Below are 17,587 nucleotides of genomic sequence, written 5' to 3'. Positions count from 1 at the left end.
AAATCGACGAAATACATTGACGACACAGTATTTTCTTACAGTTTATTTTTGACAAGAAGCCGGAAATTGTTCGCGTAAGGAGATTTTTTCGATGTAGTTATATTAAATAGTCGCAATATGAACTATTTTTTATTGCGGTTTCCCACATTTAACATTTCGGCAACCTCCACAAGCGATTTTAACAGGAATCCGATGGTTATTTTTGGCATCAGAATCAAAAAACCGAAATGTCAACAACAACACAACTCGTCGGAATTTGCCTGATGTTTTTTACCGTCGCCAACGCCCAAGTAGGAATCGGCACGGCAAACGTCCACAGCAGTGCGTTGCTTCAGCTTGAAAGCACGACCTCGGCCTTTGTCTTGCCAAGACTGACCGATGCCCAAATGACCGCAGTTTCGAATCCGGCCACGGGCTCGATGATTTTCAACACGAACGAAAACCTGCCGTACTTTAAAAGTGATTTGGGATGGTCGAGTTTCGATTTGAACTCGAATCCCACGATCATCTTGTCGAGAAGTGGCGGAAATATGCTTACGTCAACCGCGACGTCTTATCCTATAAACCTTTCCTCGTCCAACATCGTCTCGAACAGCTCGGCCTATTTCACGGTTGACAGTCCGGGCGCAATTACGGTTTCGAGGGCTGGCGTTTACCTTTTGTCTGCAAGTATTTCCACCTCGAACATGCCCGCGGGCTCGAGAAATTTCTACATAGGCGTTTACAGAAGCGGCGTGCTATTGGGCTTTCTGACAAAATCCAAGCTCGAAAATCCGGCAAACGATTATTGGGGCGCGACCGGAACCTTGATGTACTACGCCAATGCGGGCGACCAATTCTATTTCAGGTATTTCGTAGCCCACACCGCGACGCTTACCAATGCCATCCAAACCATTTGTATCACCAAACTCAACTAATTATGATGACAAGATTATCCTTTTTGTTCTTGCTTCTGGTCAGTTCGGTTTCGGCCCAGGTCGCCATCGGGACGACAAATCCAAGTCCGAGCGCCATTTTGCAACTCGATGCTACCGACAAGACCTTCGTGCCGCCGCGCATGACCAACGCCCAAATGATGGCGATTGCTTCGCCGCTCAACGGATCGATGATCTACAACACGACCTACAACGCCATGTTCGTGCGGACATCAAACGGTTGGAAGAACTTTTTCGAAACCTCGAACGCGTCTGTCGTTCTCAACAAAGTATTCGCATCGGGAAACACATCGGTTTCGACCACGAACAACAGTTACACGAATTTCCCGCTCACGGCTTCAGACGCAATGACCGTCGACAACGCGATATACACGATTTCGGGCGCCGGAAAGATCAAGGTATCGGAAAGTGGCGTTTATATGGTCACGGCCAGTTTTTCGATTACGAACATGCCAAGCGGCGTACGCAAATTCATCATCGGTGTTTACCAAAATGGGGCGCTTCTGGGATATCTAACCAGAGGAACGGCCAATCTTGACGCCACAGACGAATGGGGAACGAGCGGTTCGCTGTCGATTTCGGCCAACGCGAACGACGTGATCGAACTCAAATATGTCCTGAACAACAATGGAACTGCTTTGGAGGCGAAGATTTTCAATATCGGAATTACGAAGTTGAAGTAGCGGAAGCGGAAGCAGTGGCGGTGGCAGTGGCAGAAGCAGATGCAGAAGCAGTTGTGTCGTCAGGCGCGAATGGTGAAATTTTCCTTTTCCTGTTCTTTTCTGAAAAACACGAAACCCCATTGAAAAGTGTCGATCGTGACGGTGACTTGCGGATGTTTCTTTATGATTTTCCAGGCTTGCGACATTTGCTCTGACCAATGGATGTCGTCGAAAATCCAGACCGAATCGTTGTTTTTCGTCGGCAACAATTGCTCGAAATAGGCCAAAGTCGCGTCTTTCTGATGGTTTCCGTCAAAGTAGATCAGGTCGAAAATTGACGTTTGGATGTCAGGCGAACCGAGCGTCGCATTGAATTCCCCAACTTTTACCTCGACATTTTCCAAACCGTGTTCCGACAGGTTTTTTTTCGCTTGCGCGGATGTAGTTGCGCAGCCTTCAAGCGAGATTGCGTTTCCCGACGCATTTCCCAAAGCCAGAGCTGAAGTCGCCAAACCAAGCGAAGTCCCGATTTCAAGAATGTTTTCGGGTTGGAAATAGCGCACGATCCGAAACAGCAGTTTTGCTCTTTTTCTCGAAATTCCGGCGTTTCTGGCGATGTCGGAAACTTTCCTTTCATTCGACCTGAAGACTCTCGAACCCGCGCCAAAGTCGGTTACGGAAATGATTTCGTCGTTTTTCAGAAGTGAATTCCGATAGTCTTCCAAAGGTCGGTATTCGCGAAAATCGCGTTTGTCATAAAAACACTTCGTCACCAAATCGAAGACAAAAGGCGAGTGGACGCCGTGTTGGTTCGACGATTTGGCGAGGAAGCGCAAATATGATTTGATCGGGTAAAGCATTATTTTCTGGCGCGTTGGCGAATTTCGGATAATTTTTGGTCGATCAGGATTTTGCCGTCGCGGAAAACTTCCTTGAGCTCGCCCGTTTTTTCTTCTTCCCACGAAACGTTGTCGTGCAAAGTGAAGATTCCGTTTTCCAAAGTGATCTTCATCAAGCCTTTAGCCGATTTTTTGGTTCCGTCGTCCGTGATCGGATCTTTGAAAATCGCGCGTCCTTCGCCGTTCACTTCGCCGTAAGTCGCTTTCATGGCGAATCCGAAAGTGTCGCGGGTGTTGTATTGATAAGTGAAAGAGCCTATTCCGAAAACGATGTTCGTGCTCGCAAAACCTTTGGTCTTCAAGCGTTCGCAGATTTGGATCGCGCGTTCTGGCGTGATGCTGTCGCCGTAAATCGCGCCTATTTGCGGCACGAGTTCCTTGAAACCTTTGTCGTTAGTGCTTCCGCCGAAAACTTCCCAAAGCAGTTCGATCACGCCTTTTTTCTCGTTTTCGTTCTTTCCGTTCGGACTGCCGCAAATGATGTCGGCCGGATCGCCGCTGTCAGGGCGAATCACGACTTTTCCTTCACGGCTCACGATCGTATCTTTGAGTTTTGGCAGATAATCGGTCAAAACTTTCCACAAATCCCAAGTATCGGAGACGATCGACACGATTCCCTTCGGATAGACTTCGGTCACCAAACGCTGGAACGTCTCGAATTCGCCTTCGGTCGTGCCCATGCACATCACACTGTGTTCGGTCGCCGCGACAGATCCGCCAATCAATTCGGTGTCAGAATCGGCGTTGTAGAATTCCTCGAGAAAGTCTATCGCCGGAATGGTGTCGGTTCCCATGAAATACAGCAAATGTCCGGCCGAAGATGTTATCGAAGCCTCGATTCCGCCCATTCCTCTCATTGAGAAATCGTGTCCTTGCCAATCGACGAATCCGGGTTGGGAAGAAGTTTCGGCAGCATATTTGTCGAGGATTTTTCGGTATTCGCCCGCAATCGTCGCCGAGTTGCAAGGCAGCCAGATCACCGCCGACAAAAGCGTCTCGAAGTAATTCGTGAGCCAGAAAAATTCGGGCAAAGTGTTGTACAAAGTGAACATCGGAACGCGCAAAGGAACTTTTGAACCTTCGGGCAACGCCTTGAAAACCATCGGAATATATCCCAAATCGTGCAAATCGCCCACGTGATCGATCCCGACGAGGTTTTCCCCTAGATAATTGTTGACGCGGCGCGTGTATTTGGCCAGCACTTCTTCTTTTGGCTTTCCGAAGAAGTTCGCATTGAAATCGTCGATCACATATTTTTTGAGGAAATACTGAAGTCCGAAAAACACGACTTCCCCGATGTTTTCGTGTCGGCTTTTTCGCGGCGTCCAGTTCGAGTAAACGAGCGTCGTTCCGTTTGGATATTGTCTTCTATGGTCGAGTTTGTAACCGTCGGTCAAGAGTAGCGGATTCATGATAATTATTAATTATTAACTATTAATTATTAATTTTTTTATAGGAAGTTGGACGACGCCGTTTTCGGAAATGTCGCGGAACGAATTCGTCGTAAAAGTAGTGTCGAAGATTTGCGTCAGATTTTCCACGCCTTTCGAGAAGATTCCGTGGGAAACTGCCAGATAGAGTTTTCCGGCGCCTTTCGCTTTCAAAGCTTCGGCCAGACCGATGAATGTCGCGCCACCATCGCAAATATCGTCCACAATCAAACAGTCGGCGCCAGACAGATCGTCGGCGAAAACCTTGAATCCGGACAATCTTCCGGTCTTGACATCTCGGTTTTTCGAACATTCCACAACGTCCATTCCGCCAAGGAAAGTCGAGACTTTGTAGATTTTCTTGAGCGCGCCTCCGTCCGGGGAAACGAGTTTGGAAACCGATGGCACTTGCTTCAAGACATCGGCTATGAATTCGTGGTTCGGAATCACTTCGCAGTTTTCGACCAAAGCCGGCGTAACCTCGGAATGTGCGTCGAAAACGTAGACTTTATCGAGGTTCAGGCTGTTCAAAATTCTTGCGTAAACCTTCACGGTCAAAGGTTCGCCGGGAATCATCAGGCGATCTTGTCTGGCCGCGGGGAAATAAGGAATTACGGCTTCGATCGTTTTTGCACCCATGTTGCGAAGCGCGTCGATGGCCGTGATGAAAAGTCCGAAGTCGTTGAAAGAGTTGAGTCGGTGCGTGACCGTGACTTTTTGTGTCGTGTCGAAAGCCTCGATTTTGATGTGAGGTTCGCCACCCGAGAACGTGAAAGCCTTAAAGGCGATTTCAGTTCCGCTTGCGGGTTTGAAGTTGGGATCGAGATTGAGTATCATTTGTTATTTTGTGTAAATTATACGCAAATATAAAAAGAGAATTTTGTCTGGCAAATTATTTTGTGTAAAAATTACGCAAATTTGATTTCAAACAGGAAATTTTCTTTCAGGAGTTGCTCGTATCTGGTTTTGTCGAATTGGAAAAGATTGGCCGGACGACCTTTGCCAACGGCGATTTGCTCATCGGTTTCGTGCAAAAGGCCAAAGCTCAGGATTTTTTTACGGAAGTTTCGGCGGTCAATTTCCTTTTCGAGAATCGAGGCGTAAAGGTTTTCAAGGTCGGAAAAAGGGAATTTCTTCGGAAGTAGGTCGAATCCGATGGGTTGATAAGCCAACTTCGCACGCAAACGCTCCAAGGCCGTTTGGACGATCTGCGAATGATCGTAACCCAATTTTGGAAGTTCGTTCACCGCAAACCAATGCGCGTCTTCGGCATCGGTATCGGTTTTTTCGACCAACGAAAGTTTCGAAGGGTCGACCAATCCGAAATAAGCCACCGAAATCACGCGCTGCCTAGGATCGCGTCCCAAATCGCCAAAAGTGTAAAGTTGCTCGAGATAGTTTACCGACACGCCCGTTTCTTCGAGAAGTTCGCGCTCCACGGCTTGCGTAAGCGATTCGGAATCGAGCACGAACCCGCCGGGCAAGCACCAAACGCCCGAAAATGGTCCGGATTTTTGTTTGATAAGCAGCACGAACAGGTTGTTTTTTTCGTATCCGAAGATTATGGCGTCGACCGCGATTTTTATGTTTTGGGGAATCATTTCGTAAATATAGGGGAAATCGGAAATCTCAAATTCCAAAACCCAAATTCCAAATACGAAACTGAAATCCACCGAGTCGAAAATCTGAAAACCCAAAAAACAAACCTGTCACCTTTTAAATCCTGACAGGTCTAAGACCTGACAAAGTAGTCTGAGAGGTTCAATTCTAAAACGGAAAATCGGCGAGTCTGTAAATGTGCGAATCGAAACTGTGTTTAGAATTGGTAATTTGGACGCCGAAACCGAATTCCTACAAATCACCCTGTCACCGTTTAAAACAGTGACAGGGTTTATAACCCTGACAGGGTGTGCTTTTTTTGTAGGAAATGGCAAGGAATTCGTCCGATAATTGTCGGGACAAATTCCAAACCCTAAATTTTGACTTGCTTTGGGATCGATATGTCTGAAAAGCCGAAGATCTGCGAAAATCTGAAAAGCCGAAAATCACATCTCGTATTTAAATCGGGAGTTTGGAAGCCGAAACCGAATTCCTACAAATCACCCTGTCACCGTTTAAAACAGTGACAGGGTTTATAACCCTGACAGGGTGTGCTTTTTTTGTAGGAAATGGCAAGGATTTCGTCCGATAATTGTCGGGACAAATTCCAAACCCTAAATTTTGACTTGCTTTGGGATCGATATGTCTGAAAAGCCGAAAATCTGCGAATTCGCAAATCTGAAAATCCGAAAACCAAATCCCGTATTTAAAAAGGGAGTTTGGAAGCTGAAACTGGAATTCCTACAAATCAACCTGTCACCGTTTAAAACAGTGACAGGGTTTATAACCCTGACAGGGTGTGCTTTTTTTGTAGGAAAATGTGAAGAACTCTTTCCCATAGCGTCGGGACAAATTCCAAATCCCAAATCCCAATTCTAACCCATATGGCTATCTGACCAAATCCCAAATACGAGAACCTGAAATCCACCGACCTGAAAACTCAAAAACAAACCTGTCACCTTTTAAATCCTGACAGGTCTAAAACCTGACAAGGTAACCTGAGAGGTTAAATTCTAAAACGAAAATTTGAAATTTTAAATCACCAAATCCCAAATCCCAAATCCCAAATCCCAAATCCCAAATTCGGATTGCTTTGGAATTGATATGCCTGAAAATCCAAAAATCTCTAAATCAAAAAGTCTGTTATCTTTTCGTCCATTATCTTTTCGTCTATCATCCATTATCTGATATCTCCGATTATCTTTGCGCCATGAATTACCTTTCAGTAGAGAATATCTCCAAGCATTACGGCGAACGCACGTTATTTGACAACATTTCGTTCGGGATCAACAAAGACCAGAAAATTGCGTTTATCGCCAAAAACGGATCGGGAAAGACGACGATCATGAACATTTTGACGGGCATCGACGAAGCCGATTCGGGACAAGTCGTGATGCGCAAGGAAATCAAGATGGCATTTTTGTCGCAAGTGCCGAATTTACAGGACGAATTGACGATCGAGGAATCGATTTTCGCATCGGACAACCAAATCCTCAAAGTCATCGAGCAATACGAAAAAGCGCTCGAAAATCCCGAAAACGAAGAAGTCTACCAAAAGGCGTTCGACGACATGGACCGCCACAATGCGTGGGATTTCGAAACCCAGTTCAAGCAGATTCTGTCCAAGCTGAAACTCGACGATTTGACGCTTAAGGTCAAGAATTTGTCGGGCGGACAAAAGAAACGTCTCGCGTTGGCCATCATCCTGATCTCGAAACCGGACTTGTTGATTCTCGACGAACCTACAAACCATTTGGATCTCGAAATGATCGAATGGCTCGAGAATTACTTCGCCAAGGAAAACATGACGTTGTTCATGGTCACGCACGACCGATTTTTTCTGGAACGGGTCTGCAACGAAATCATCGAACTCGAGAACGGAAAATTGTACCAATACAAAGGAAATTACTCGTATTATCTCGAGAAAAAAGAACTCAGGATCGCTTCGGAAAACGCTAGCGTCGACAAAGCCCAGAACCTTTTTGTAAAGGAATTGGATTGGATGCGCCGCCAGCCTAAAGCGCGAACCACGAAATCAAAATCGCGTCAGGACGACTTTTACGTGATCCAGGAAAAAGCGCGCAGCAGACGACGTGAGCAATCGGTCGAACTTGAAATAAATATGGAGCGTCTGGGTTCGAAAGTCATCGAATTGCACAACGTTACCAAGCATTTCGACTCGAAAATCATCCTAGATAAATATACTTACGACTTCCAGAGAGGCGAACGCATCGGAATCATCGGCAAAAACGGAACCGGAAAGTCGACGTTCCTGAATCTCGTCACGGGCTCGATGCAACCTGATTCGGGTAAAGTCGTCATTGGTGACACGATCAAGCTTGGATATTACACGCAAAGCGGCATCAATCCCAAAGTTGGCCAAAAAGTCATCGACGTCATAAAGGAATTCGGCGAGTATATTCCGCTTGCGAAAGGACGCACGATTTCGGCCGGACAATTGCTCGAGCGCTTTTTGTTCGACAGGAAAAAGCAGCACGATTTTGTCGAGAAACTTTCAGGTGGCGAGTTGAAACGCTTGTATTTGTGTACGGTTTTGATACAAAATCCGAACTTTTTGATTCTCGATGAACCTACGAATGACCTCGATATCGTAACCTTGAACGTGCTCGAAAATTTCCTTATGGATTATCCCGGGTGTCTCGTCGTCGTTTCCCACGACAGGTATTTCATGGACAAGATCGTCGACCACTTGTTCATTTTCCGCGGACAAGGCGTGATCGAGGATTTTCCTGGCAATTATTCAGATTTCAGAACATACGAAGATTCTGCCGAACCCGTGAAAGACGACGCTCCGAAGGAGAAAAACAACTGGAAGCAGAACAAGGCGTCGGTCGGATTGTCTTTCAACGAGCAAAAGGAATTCACCAAACTCGAAAAGGAAATCAAGGATCTGGAGTGGAAGAAAAAGGAAATTGAGAAAGCATTTTCGGAAGGAAATGTGGCCGAAGCCGATATCAATCCGAAAGCCCAGGAATTGCAGAAAATCATTTCCGATATGGAAAGCAAGGAGGAGCGTTGGTTCGAGCTCAGCGCAAAACTGGAAAGCTAGTCACCAATTTTAGGTTCTCCCATAGAAATAATAAGGCCACGAATGCACGAATCAAACCCTTATTCGTGCATTCGTGGCTTTATATTGCGATACGAGTTGCTTTTTATCAGCAGTTCAGGCATCATCCGAAAACAAAAACGCCCGACCAAAAATTTGATCGGGCGATTTTATTTGGGTCTGTAACGACTAGTTTCTGTAAGTGTAAGTCGCAGAAGACGAAGAGCTTTCTCCTTCTTCGTTGCTCGAATTGAACACGCCTGAAGTTGCGTATCCGTCAGCATCGTAGGTGTAGGACGCCGTCACTTGCGAAGCGATCGTTCCGTTTTGGTGCTTCACCACGAAAGTCTTCGGGTTGTTCACGAACAAAAGTTTCTTGGCCATGATCAATTCTTCCGATTGTGGCGCAGAGCTGAAATTCAACTGTACGTTTTCCAAAACTTCGATGATTCCGGCCGCCTTAAGCGTGTAATAGAACGGGTTCGGCTCGCTGTCATAAGTGATGAAACCTTTGTACTCTTCGATGATCGTTCCGTCGTAATCTCTTTCGAACAGACGCAGTTCCGTTGGGTTTCCTTTGCTGTCGTACGCTACGACGTCGCCAATTTCGTACCCGTTGTAAGGATCTTGATACAATTCCGAAATCGAGAAAGGATCGCTTCCTGTCACGTTGTCCAAATCGCCATTGCTGGCGTAGTTGAGTCCGTGGCTTTCGCTTCCGTCGTTCACGCCTGTAACTTTTCCTTGGGCGTTATAAGTTACGGTAAGGCTTTGCGGATCATCGTCAGAAGAAAAGGTCTGAACGCTCGCGATGTACTTTTCGGTAGACGTTACCGGAGATGGATTGTCATCGCTTCCGCAAGCTGTCAACAAAGACGAAACGATAGCTGACAACAACAATACTGGTTTTTTCATGGTTTTGTTTTGATTAGGCCGCGAATATAGTGCTTGAGAATCAGCACACAAAATATATTGGCAGAAATCCTGAAATTTGGTAAAATGCCAAAATGTCGTTAAAAATGCCGTTTTGTCAGCTACAATCGAATCGGTATAAATGTTGACTAATTGACGTCAAATACAATAATCCATTTAAAGAATAGCAATTATGAATACAGTAAAAAGAAATCCGGCCCATTTTTTTCCGCACGTACTTGACGAATTGTTCCGCCCGGACTTTGGCGGACGCCAGCTGAACTTCAACGCGTCGAATTTGCCTCCGGTGAACATTCGCGAAACCGAAAATGCGTATGAGATCGAGTTGTCGGCGCCAGGGAAAACCAAACAGGATTTCAGTATTGAAGTCGACAAGAATGTTCTGACGATTTCATCCGAAGCAAAAACTGAAGAAAACAAACAGGAAGGAAAATACACGAAACGCGAATTCGCTTTCGCCTCGTTCAAGCGTTCGTTCACGTTGCCTGAAACGGCAAATGAGGACGAGATCAAGGCAGCTTACGAGGCCGGCGTTTTGAAGATTTCGATTCCGAAAAAAGAAGAAGCACTCGCTAAAGCGAAGAGGTTGATTGAGGTTAATGATTGATTGCGAGTGTTTAGTAGAAAGCGTCCTTATTTGGGGCGCTTTTTTTTTTTTTTTGAAGCGACGGAGTTCCTGACAAGTTCCTGAGATTGGTGCAGAAAGAACTTTGCCCATTTTCGGCAATCGAACAAACTCGACAACTCGGGCACTTTGAACTCGAGGCACTCTTTGCTATCTTTGCCAAATGCAGCTTTCCGTCGTCATCCTGAACTACAACGTCCGGCATTTTTTGCGGCTTTGTCTCGCATCGGTAGAAAAGGCGATCGCGAATCTCGAGGCCGAAATCATTGTGGTCGACAACAATTCGCGAGACGATTCGTGCGAAATGGTACGCGCAATGTTTCCTAAAGTAAAACTGATCGCGAACACCGAAAATTCCGGTTTCCCAAAAGGTAACAATATTGGCGTAGCCGAGGCCAAAGGCAAATTCATCTGCATTTTGAATCCCGATACGGTCGTGGCCGAAGATACTTTCGAAAAAGTTCTGGCTTTCGCCGATGCGCAACGAAATCTGGGAATCATCGGTTGCAAACTCATCGACGGAACCGGAAAATTCCTGCCGGAAAGCAAGCGCGGCATCCCTAAACCGTTCACGGCCTTCGGAAAAGTCACAGGTTTGTACAAAGTGCTGCCATCTGTTTTCGGACGCTATTACGCGTTGCATCTCACGCCTGACCAAACGGGCGAAGTCGAGATTCTGGTAGGCGCTTTTATGGTGATGAAACGCGAAGATTACCTGGCCGTCGGCGGATTCGACGAGGACTGTTTTATGTATTCGGACGATATCGATCTCTCGTACACGATCTTGAAATCGGGCAAGAAAAACTACTATTATGCCGATACGACTGTGGTTCATTTTAAAGGAGAAAGCACGATTCGCGACGGTTTGTACATGAAACGCTTTCGCGAAGCCATGAATTTTTTCTACAAAAAGCATTTCCGGATATCGCCGGTTTTCGATCTCTTCATGAAGTTTGGCGCGTTCCTGTTTTCGCTCAAGAAACGCGGTGATGCGAAGGTTTTTATTCCGAAACCCGATCGATTCGTGTTCGTTCCGGCCGATTCCGAAAAACGCGAAAATGTCGAAAAATTGTTAGGAAAAAACTTTGTCGCGTCAAGTGCTTCGGACGAAAAAAAAGTATATTCGTCAAAACGCGAAAGGACGCAAATCTGGCTCGATTCCGGCAAGTTGTCTTTCGGTGCGATCATCGGTGAGATGCAAAAGCTTTCGTCCGAAGAAAATACTTTCAGGATTTTACTCGAAAATGTGGCGATAGGAAGCGATTCCAGCAACGATAGAGGAGAAGTCCTGACATTCTGAAACCATTCAACGAAAACGTTTGCACTTCGTCTAAAAATTACACTATCATTATTGTAATAGAAGATAAATCGGTAATTTCGCAAACAGATTTTAAAATACAGCGTTCAGCTTATCAATATGGCAAGATACGAACTCAAGCTCCCGAAAATGGGCGAAAGTGTTGCGGAAGCGACGATTACCAACTGGCTCAAACAGCCGGGCGATCATATCTCGGCAGACGAAGCCGTGCTCGAAATCGCGACCGATAAGGTCGACAGCGAAGTTCCGAGCGAGGTTTCGGGGACACTTGTCGAGCAATTGTTCCAGAAAGACGATGTCGTAAAAGTCGGGCAAACGGTCGCCATCATTGAGGTCGAGGGCGGAGTTGTGGTAGATGCGCCAAGTATTCCGTCAGCCGATGAAACGCCGACGCCTCAAGTTGTCGCCTCGGCATCGGAAATCGAAAAAACGGTAGAAAATGCGCGCCAGTTCACGGCAGCTCCAGTCGCATCGGGCACGCCACCGACAAAAGAAGACTACCACAATTCAGACAGATTCTATTCGCCATTGGTGAAAAACATAGCGCTTCAGGAAGGCATTTCGATGTCCGAACTCGAAGTGATCCAAGGCACCGGAGCCGAAGGTCGCGTGACCAAAAACGATATTTTGGCTTATGTCGAAAATCGCGAAAACGCACCTCAAGTCGCGCCGGTTCAACCTGCGGTGCAAACGCAAACCGCGTCGGTACAGGAAACACAACCGGTTGCACAGCCAGTTCAACAAACTTCGCCCCAACAACCGATTGCACAACCAGCGCAAACGCAACCATCTACAAACGGACAAGTTGCTCCGGCCGCTCCAAAAGTGCCGGTATCGGTAAACGGACAGGATGAAATAATCGAAATGGACCGCATGCGCAAACTCATTTCGAAATACATGGTCGAGTCGGTCCAAACGTCGGCTCACGTGCAGTCTTTCATCGAAGTCGACGTGACCAATATTTGGGACTGGAGAGAACAGAACAAGACAAAATTCGAGAAAAGAGAAGGCGAGAAGCTTACTTTTACACCGATATTCATGGAAATCGTGGCCAAAGCGCTCAAAGATTTCCCGTTGATGAACATTGCCGTCGAAGGCGATTACATCATCAAGAAAAAAGCGATCAATTTAGGAATGGCGGCCGCGTTGCCAAACGGGAACCTGATCGTTCCGGTAATCAAGAACGCCGACCAGTTGAACCTTATTGGGATGGCGAAAGCCGTAAACGATTTGGGCAATCGCGCCAAAGCCGGAAAATTGAAACCGGACGATACGCAAGGCGGAACATATACAGTGACGAATGTTGGAACTTTCGGTTCTGTGTTCGGAACGCCGATCATCAACCAGCCGCAAGTCGGAATCCTTGCACTTGGAGCGATCCGCAAAGTGCCAGCCGTAATCGAGACGCCGGAAGGTGACTTCATCGGAATCCGCAAGAAAATGTTCCTGTCGCACAGTTACGACCACCGAGTCGTCGATGGCGCACTTGGCGGAAGTTTCGTGAAACGCGTCGCTGATTACATGGAAGCTTTCGATGTGAACCGCGATTTCTAAGGAAAAATCCTATTTGAATACAAAACCTCGGTTAACGCTGAGGTTTTTTTATTTCCGATTATTTGAATCTGGTGGTCGGAAAAAATGCCAATCGGAAAAAATGCTATCTTGGCGCGATATTTTTTTTACAATGGAATCTACTTTATGGTTCACATCTGACCATCACTTCGGTCACAAGAACATCATCAAATTTTCAAACCGACCTTTCGCCGATATTGACGAAATGAATTCTGAGCTGATAAAGCGCTGGAACGAAAAGGTAAAACCTGAGGATATCGTTTATCACTTGGGCGATTTCGGACTTGCTTCCGTACCTAAAGTCAGGGAAATCCTTGGCGAATTGAACGGAAAAATCCATCTCGTAACGGGCAATCATGAAAGCGTGGCCTTGCAATGCGCCGATTGTTTCGAGTCTGTCAAAGACTATCACGAACTCATAATTCCTGATCCGGAAGCGCACGCCGGCAAAAGGCTGATCGTGCTTTTTCATTATGCCATGCGCGTCTGGAACGCGAGCCATCACGGTTCGTGGCATTTGTATGGTCATTCGCACAACGAACTTCCCGACGATAGAACTTCTCTGTCGTTCGACGTTGGCGTGGACTGTCATGACTTTTACCCGATTTCGTATCAGGAAGTAAAACAGATCATGTCCCGAAAAACGTGGACGTCGCCGTTCGAGCCACGGAATTGACGAGTTTTCTTTGAGGCGTTGTTTCAAATTCCGCGGAAGCGACATGAAACGTTTGCACGCAAATCCGCGTCAAAAACAATTAATTGAACCATTAAGATCATTAAGAACATTAAGACGCTTTGCTTGTCGCGCCCGAAATTCTTTGCGGAAGTTTTTGAACCATTAAGGGCATTAAGGGCATTAAGATACTTCGCATTGTTGCGCCGGAAATTTTTTGTGGAAGTTTTTGAACAATTAAGATAGTTGAGAAGAGTAAGGTTGTTGCGACGAATTTTCGGTTTGGACTTCGTCCCGATCCGTGAGATCCAAAAGTGAAACGGAAATCTGTGCAATCTGTGAAAATCCGTGTATCCGTGGCAAAAAAATAGGCGAAATGAAAATTCGTGCATTCGTGGCTTCACACAGACGCGAGTGATTTAAACCATTAAGGTCATTAAGAACATTAAGACGCTTTGCTTTGTTGCGCCGGAAATTCTTTGTGGAAGTTTTTGAACAATTAAGATAGTTAAGAAGATTAAGGTTGTTGCGACGAGTCTGCGGCTTGAAATTCGTCCAGATCCGTGAGATCCAAAAGTGAAACGAAAATTCGTGCATTCGTGGCTTCACACCGACGCGAGTGATTTAAACCATTAAGGTCATTAAGAACATTAAGAACATTAAGGCGCTTTGCTTTGTTGCGTCGGAAATTCTTTGTGGAAGTTTTTGAACAATTAAGATAGTTAAGAAGATTAAGGTTGTTGTGACGAATTCTCGGTTTGAAATTCGTCCAGATCCGTGAGATCCAAAGTGAAACGGAGATCTGTGCAATCTGTGAAAATCCGTGTATCCGTGGCTTGACACAGACGCGAGTGATTTAAACCATTAAGGTCATTAAGATGCTTTGCTTTGTTGCGCCGGAAATTCTTTGTGGAAGTTTTTGAACCATTAAGATAGTTAAGAAAATTAAGGTTGTTGCGGCGAATTTTCGGTTTGAAATTCGTCCCGATCCGTGAGATCCAAAAGTGAAACGAAAATTCGTGCATTCGTGGCTTCACACCGACGCGAGTGATTTAAACCATTAAGGTCATTAAGAACATTAAGAACATTAAGACGCTTTGCTTTGTCGCGCCGGAAATTCTTTGTGGAAGTTTTTGAACAATTAAGATAGTTAAGAAAATTAAGGTTGTTGCGACGAATTCTCGGTTTGAAATTCGTCCCGATCCGTGAGATCCAAAAGTGAAACGGAAATCTGTGCAATCTGTGAAAATCCGTGTATCCGTGGCAAAAAAATAGGCGAAATGAAAATTCGTGCATTCGTGGCTTGACACAACACGAGTGATTTAAACCATTAAGGTCATTAAGAACATTAAGAACATTAAGACGCTTCGCTTTGTCGCGCCGGAAATTCTTTGTGGAAGTTTTTGAACAATTAAGATAGTTAAGAAAATTAAGGTTGTTGCGACGAGTCTGCGGCTTGATATTCGTCCAGATCTGTGAGATCCAAAAGTGAAACGGAAATCTGTGCAATTCGCGAATTCGCGGTTGAATGTTAGTGGTAAATTCGGAAACGTATCATTTCATGAAAAAACGTGACTCGCCCGCGGATAAATAGCTAAGTGATCGAAAAGCGAAGTAAAAATTCAAGCGACGAAAAGCTACTTTTTGCGCGTCAAAACCATAAAAGTCAGCAAAATCGCAACAGGAACAGCGACCACAAAAAACGTCTTGAGCACTTTGAAAAGCAAAATCGCCATCACGACTCCCAAAACCGCGAAGAAAAAAAACAAAATCCCGCGTTGCGCTTTGGGCGGAAAAAGCCGTCCGAAAATATAGTTCGTCATCCAGATCAAAACCAAAATCCCAAACAAGATTACCAGCGTCATCGGGTTTCTGCGGTTTGTTTATCGGCTGATTGTTCCGAAACCTCGTATTGACCGGAAGCGCGTCCCAAACGCCGGGCAATTCTCATGGCCAGATTTCGAGGCGACAAAACCTTGACGCATTCGCCAAAACCTAAAATCTCGCGTTCGAGCTCGAAGTTCAAAACCACGTCAAGCCTAATTACCACGCCGTTTTCGTCCTCTTTCAAAACCTGTTGCGAGGTGTGCAACGGTTTGGTCAAAACATATGGCGCGTTATATGCGTCGAACTGCAAAACCACTCGATGGCCGCGGTCTTTGGCGCTTTTGGTCACGCCCAAGCAGTCCTCGAAATACCTTTCGAATGCCACACCTTCGTAGTCGATGAACGTCTCTTTCGGAATCTCGTGAAACTCCACGATGCGGTCCAAGGCCATTGTTATCAAAGTCGAACTTTTCTTGGGCAAAGCCATCAAAAACCAACGGTTCCGATATTCTTTGAGCAAATAAGGAAAGTAGATTTTCTGTTGCGACTGCTTCGCGCGGAACGATTTGTATTCGATCAGCAGCGGCGTTTTCTTCAGGATCGCCTGATACAAAGGATTGATGAAACCCAAACCTTTCAACTGCGAATTGTTCTCGAATTGGATGTAATTCTTGGTCTTGTCAGCCGATTTGTTGAGGTTGTTCTCCAATTTGGCGATCATGTCGCTCATCTCGTCGAAATAGCGAAAGCCGTTCAGATGCTTCAGAACGCTCACGATTTCCTTCATTTTCTCCATGTCACTGGCGTTTATAGGAGAATTCGCGATCGAAAAATCAGGATCTTCGTAGACATAAAACTTGCGATCCACGATTACGATCGGCGCATTGTAGCCGAGTTTGTCGCTGCGCATCGTCTGCAAATCCCCTTGGATCGTGCGCCTGCTTACGCCCGAAGTAATGCCTTCATACTCATAAAGTGCATCCGAAACCTTTTCCATCAAATCTTCGAGCGTCCACTTGCGAAAGCGGTTTTTCAAGCATTCATCGAGCGTTTTGTAGCGTATCAACGCAAGTTTGTTCGTAGCCATTCTATTTCGGATAAAAATTCCAATTCAGTTTTTCGGGTCAATTTGGAATCAATTTGGAATCAATTTGGAATCAATTTGGAATCAATTTCGTTTCAATTCCGGTAAAACTTCGGTTCAACTTCGCTTCAATTCCTGTAAAACTTCGGTTCAACTTTCGGCACAACACTGCAACTGCAACTGCAACTGCAACTGCAACTGCCACTGCCATCTGAATTGCAGCATCCATCCAAAAATAACAAATCCGGTTCCAACTGCGCAATCTATCTGCGCACTTTCTGGACTCATAAACAAAAAATAAATTATTTTAAGATTTAAGTTATTGATTGTTAGTTTTTTGAAATAAAAGTTGCAACTAAAAAACAACTGCGCAATTCGGTTGCACACACAGGCGGCCATCTTTGCACTGTCAGGAACAATCAATGAAACTGATGCAAGTCAAACCAGTAAATAACAACGTCATGAAATTTAATTTCCTTTCCAAAAACCAAGATCAGGCCGTTTCATTCAAAAATGAGCCTTTTCGCCTACCGCCTCATTCTTTTTAAAAGAAATTAGTTGGAATCAGGCAAACGTTCCAACATAAATAAGAGTTCGATCAGGTCTTGTTGCGTGTTTCAAAAGGCACCATTGCGAAATGACTTGCCATTCGGTATCAGTGCGTTTCGTTCAACTTGATTTGAAGGTTTCCGGGTGTTTTTCCACAAAAATTCCCCACAACTATGTGTCGCGGGTTCGAATCCCGCCTTGGCGAAAGCCTTGTAGCTAAGTCCGGTTATAGCAATAGTTCCAGTTGAAGGTTCGAATCCTTCTCCGATTTAGGTTATCGGGTAACTCAAGTGGTAGAGTGCTACACTGTAAATGTAGTTAGGAGGCGCGAACTCCTCAAAAAAGCGCGACCAAAAAAAGACAAATTGCCTTTGCCGGCGACTCTTTTCCAAGAGACGCAAACCAGTCAAAGGC

General features: G+C 45.6%; 14 protein-coding genes. 7 read left to right on the top strand and 7 right to left on the bottom strand.

Annotated elements, in window-relative coordinates; translation table 11 throughout:
• Positions 1-227: 227 nt before the first annotated feature.
• Positions 228-917: a hypothetical protein gene (locus tag EOO49_RS10975; RefSeq protein WP_290845593.1), complete on the top strand. Its 690-nt coding sequence runs from the start codon at positions 228-230 to the stop codon at positions 915-917.
• Positions 918-919: 2 nt separating this feature from the next.
• Positions 920-1,618: a hypothetical protein gene (locus EOO49_RS10970; RefSeq protein WP_290845592.1), complete on the top strand. Its 699-nt coding sequence runs from the start codon at positions 920-922 to the stop codon at positions 1,616-1,618.
• Between the two features lie 59 nt (positions 1,619-1,677).
• Here EOO49_RS10970 and EOO49_RS10965 read toward each other — a convergent pair whose 3' ends face one another.
• The 4 genes from EOO49_RS10965 to EOO49_RS10950 all read right to left on the bottom strand — a co-directional run bounded on the left by EOO49_RS10965 (position 1,678) and on the right by EOO49_RS10950 (position 5,527).
• On the bottom strand, positions 1,678-2,457 hold the full coding sequence (locus EOO49_RS10965) for a class I SAM-dependent methyltransferase (protein WP_290845591.1): 780 nt from the start codon (positions 2,455-2,457) through the stop codon (positions 1,678-1,680).
• On the bottom strand, positions 2,457-3,908 hold the full coding sequence (locus tag EOO49_RS10960; RefSeq protein ID WP_290845589.1) for a nicotinate phosphoribosyltransferase: 1,452 nt from the start codon (positions 3,906-3,908) through the stop codon (positions 2,457-2,459). Before EOO49_RS10960 ends, EOO49_RS10965 begins: the two co-directional genes overlap by 1 nt.
• Before the next feature lie 15 nt (positions 3,909-3,923).
• Positions 3,924-4,763 (bottom strand): ribose-phosphate diphosphokinase, encoded by an 840-nt coding sequence (gene prs, locus EOO49_RS10955; protein ID WP_290845587.1) that lies wholly within the window; start codon positions 4,761-4,763, stop codon positions 3,924-3,926.
• Positions 4,764-4,834: 71 nt separating this feature from the next.
• On the bottom strand, positions 4,835-5,527 hold the full coding sequence (locus EOO49_RS10950; protein WP_290845585.1) for an NUDIX domain-containing protein: 693 nt from the start codon (positions 5,525-5,527) through the stop codon (positions 4,835-4,837).
• A gap of 1,208 nt (positions 5,528-6,735) precedes the next feature.
• On the opposite strand from EOO49_RS10950, the gene EOO49_RS10945 reads away from it, so the two are divergent.
• Positions 6,736-8,595 carry an ABC-F family ATP-binding cassette domain-containing protein gene (locus EOO49_RS10945; RefSeq protein WP_290845583.1) on the top strand — a complete coding sequence of 620 codons (1,860 nt, stop codon included), beginning with the start codon at positions 6,736-6,738 and terminating at the stop codon, positions 8,593-8,595.
• A 186-nt stretch (positions 8,596-8,781) separates the two neighbouring features.
• Here the strand turns inward: EOO49_RS10945 and EOO49_RS10940 are convergent, their stop codons facing one another.
• Positions 8,782-9,507: a hypothetical protein gene (locus EOO49_RS10940; protein ID WP_290845581.1), complete on the bottom strand. Its 726-nt coding sequence runs from the start codon at positions 9,505-9,507 to the stop codon at positions 8,782-8,784.
• A 190-nt stretch (positions 9,508-9,697) separates the two neighbouring features.
• Between EOO49_RS10940 and EOO49_RS10935 the strand changes: the two genes are divergently transcribed.
• The 4 genes from EOO49_RS10935 to EOO49_RS10920 all read left to right on the top strand — a co-directional run bounded on the left by EOO49_RS10935 (position 9,698) and on the right by EOO49_RS10920 (position 13,716).
• Complete coding sequence (locus tag EOO49_RS10935; protein WP_290845579.1) at positions 9,698-10,132, top strand: Hsp20/alpha crystallin family protein; 435 nt, start codon at positions 9,698-9,700, stop codon at positions 10,130-10,132.
• A 181-nt stretch (positions 10,133-10,313) separates the two neighbouring features.
• Positions 10,314-11,450, top strand: coding sequence for a glycosyltransferase family 2 protein (locus EOO49_RS10930; RefSeq protein ID WP_290845577.1), 1,137 nt, complete (start codon positions 10,314-10,316; stop codon positions 11,448-11,450).
• Between the two features lie 117 nt (positions 11,451-11,567).
• A complete protein-coding gene (locus EOO49_RS10925; RefSeq protein WP_290845575.1) occupies positions 11,568-13,022 on the top strand; it encodes a 2-oxo acid dehydrogenase subunit E2 in 1,455 nt (484 codons plus the stop codon).
• 130 nt (positions 13,023-13,152) lie between these two features.
• Positions 13,153-13,716, top strand: a complete 564-nt coding sequence (locus tag EOO49_RS10920; protein ID WP_290845574.1) for a metallophosphoesterase family protein — start codon at positions 13,153-13,155, stop codon at positions 13,714-13,716.
• 1,634 nt (positions 13,717-15,350) lie between these two features.
• On the opposite strand, the gene EOO49_RS10915 is transcribed toward EOO49_RS10920, so the two are convergent.
• Both EOO49_RS10915 and EOO49_RS10910 read right to left on the bottom strand, forming a co-directional pair.
• Positions 15,351-15,578 (bottom strand): hypothetical protein, encoded by a 228-nt coding sequence (locus EOO49_RS10915; RefSeq protein WP_290845572.1) that lies wholly within the window; start codon positions 15,576-15,578, stop codon positions 15,351-15,353.
• Positions 15,575-16,627 (bottom strand): WYL domain-containing protein, encoded by a 1,053-nt coding sequence (locus tag EOO49_RS10910; RefSeq protein ID WP_290845570.1) that lies wholly within the window; start codon positions 16,625-16,627, stop codon positions 15,575-15,577. The genes EOO49_RS10915 and EOO49_RS10910 overlap by 4 nt, the downstream gene beginning before the upstream one ends.
• Between the last annotated feature and the right edge of the window lie 960 nt (positions 16,628-17,587).

Origin of the sequence: Flavobacterium sp. (assembly GCF_004295795.1) — a bacterium.
GTDB lineage: Bacteria > Bacteroidota > Bacteroidia > Flavobacteriales > Flavobacteriaceae > Flavobacterium.
This window is presented reverse-complemented; position numbering and strand designations above follow the sequence as displayed.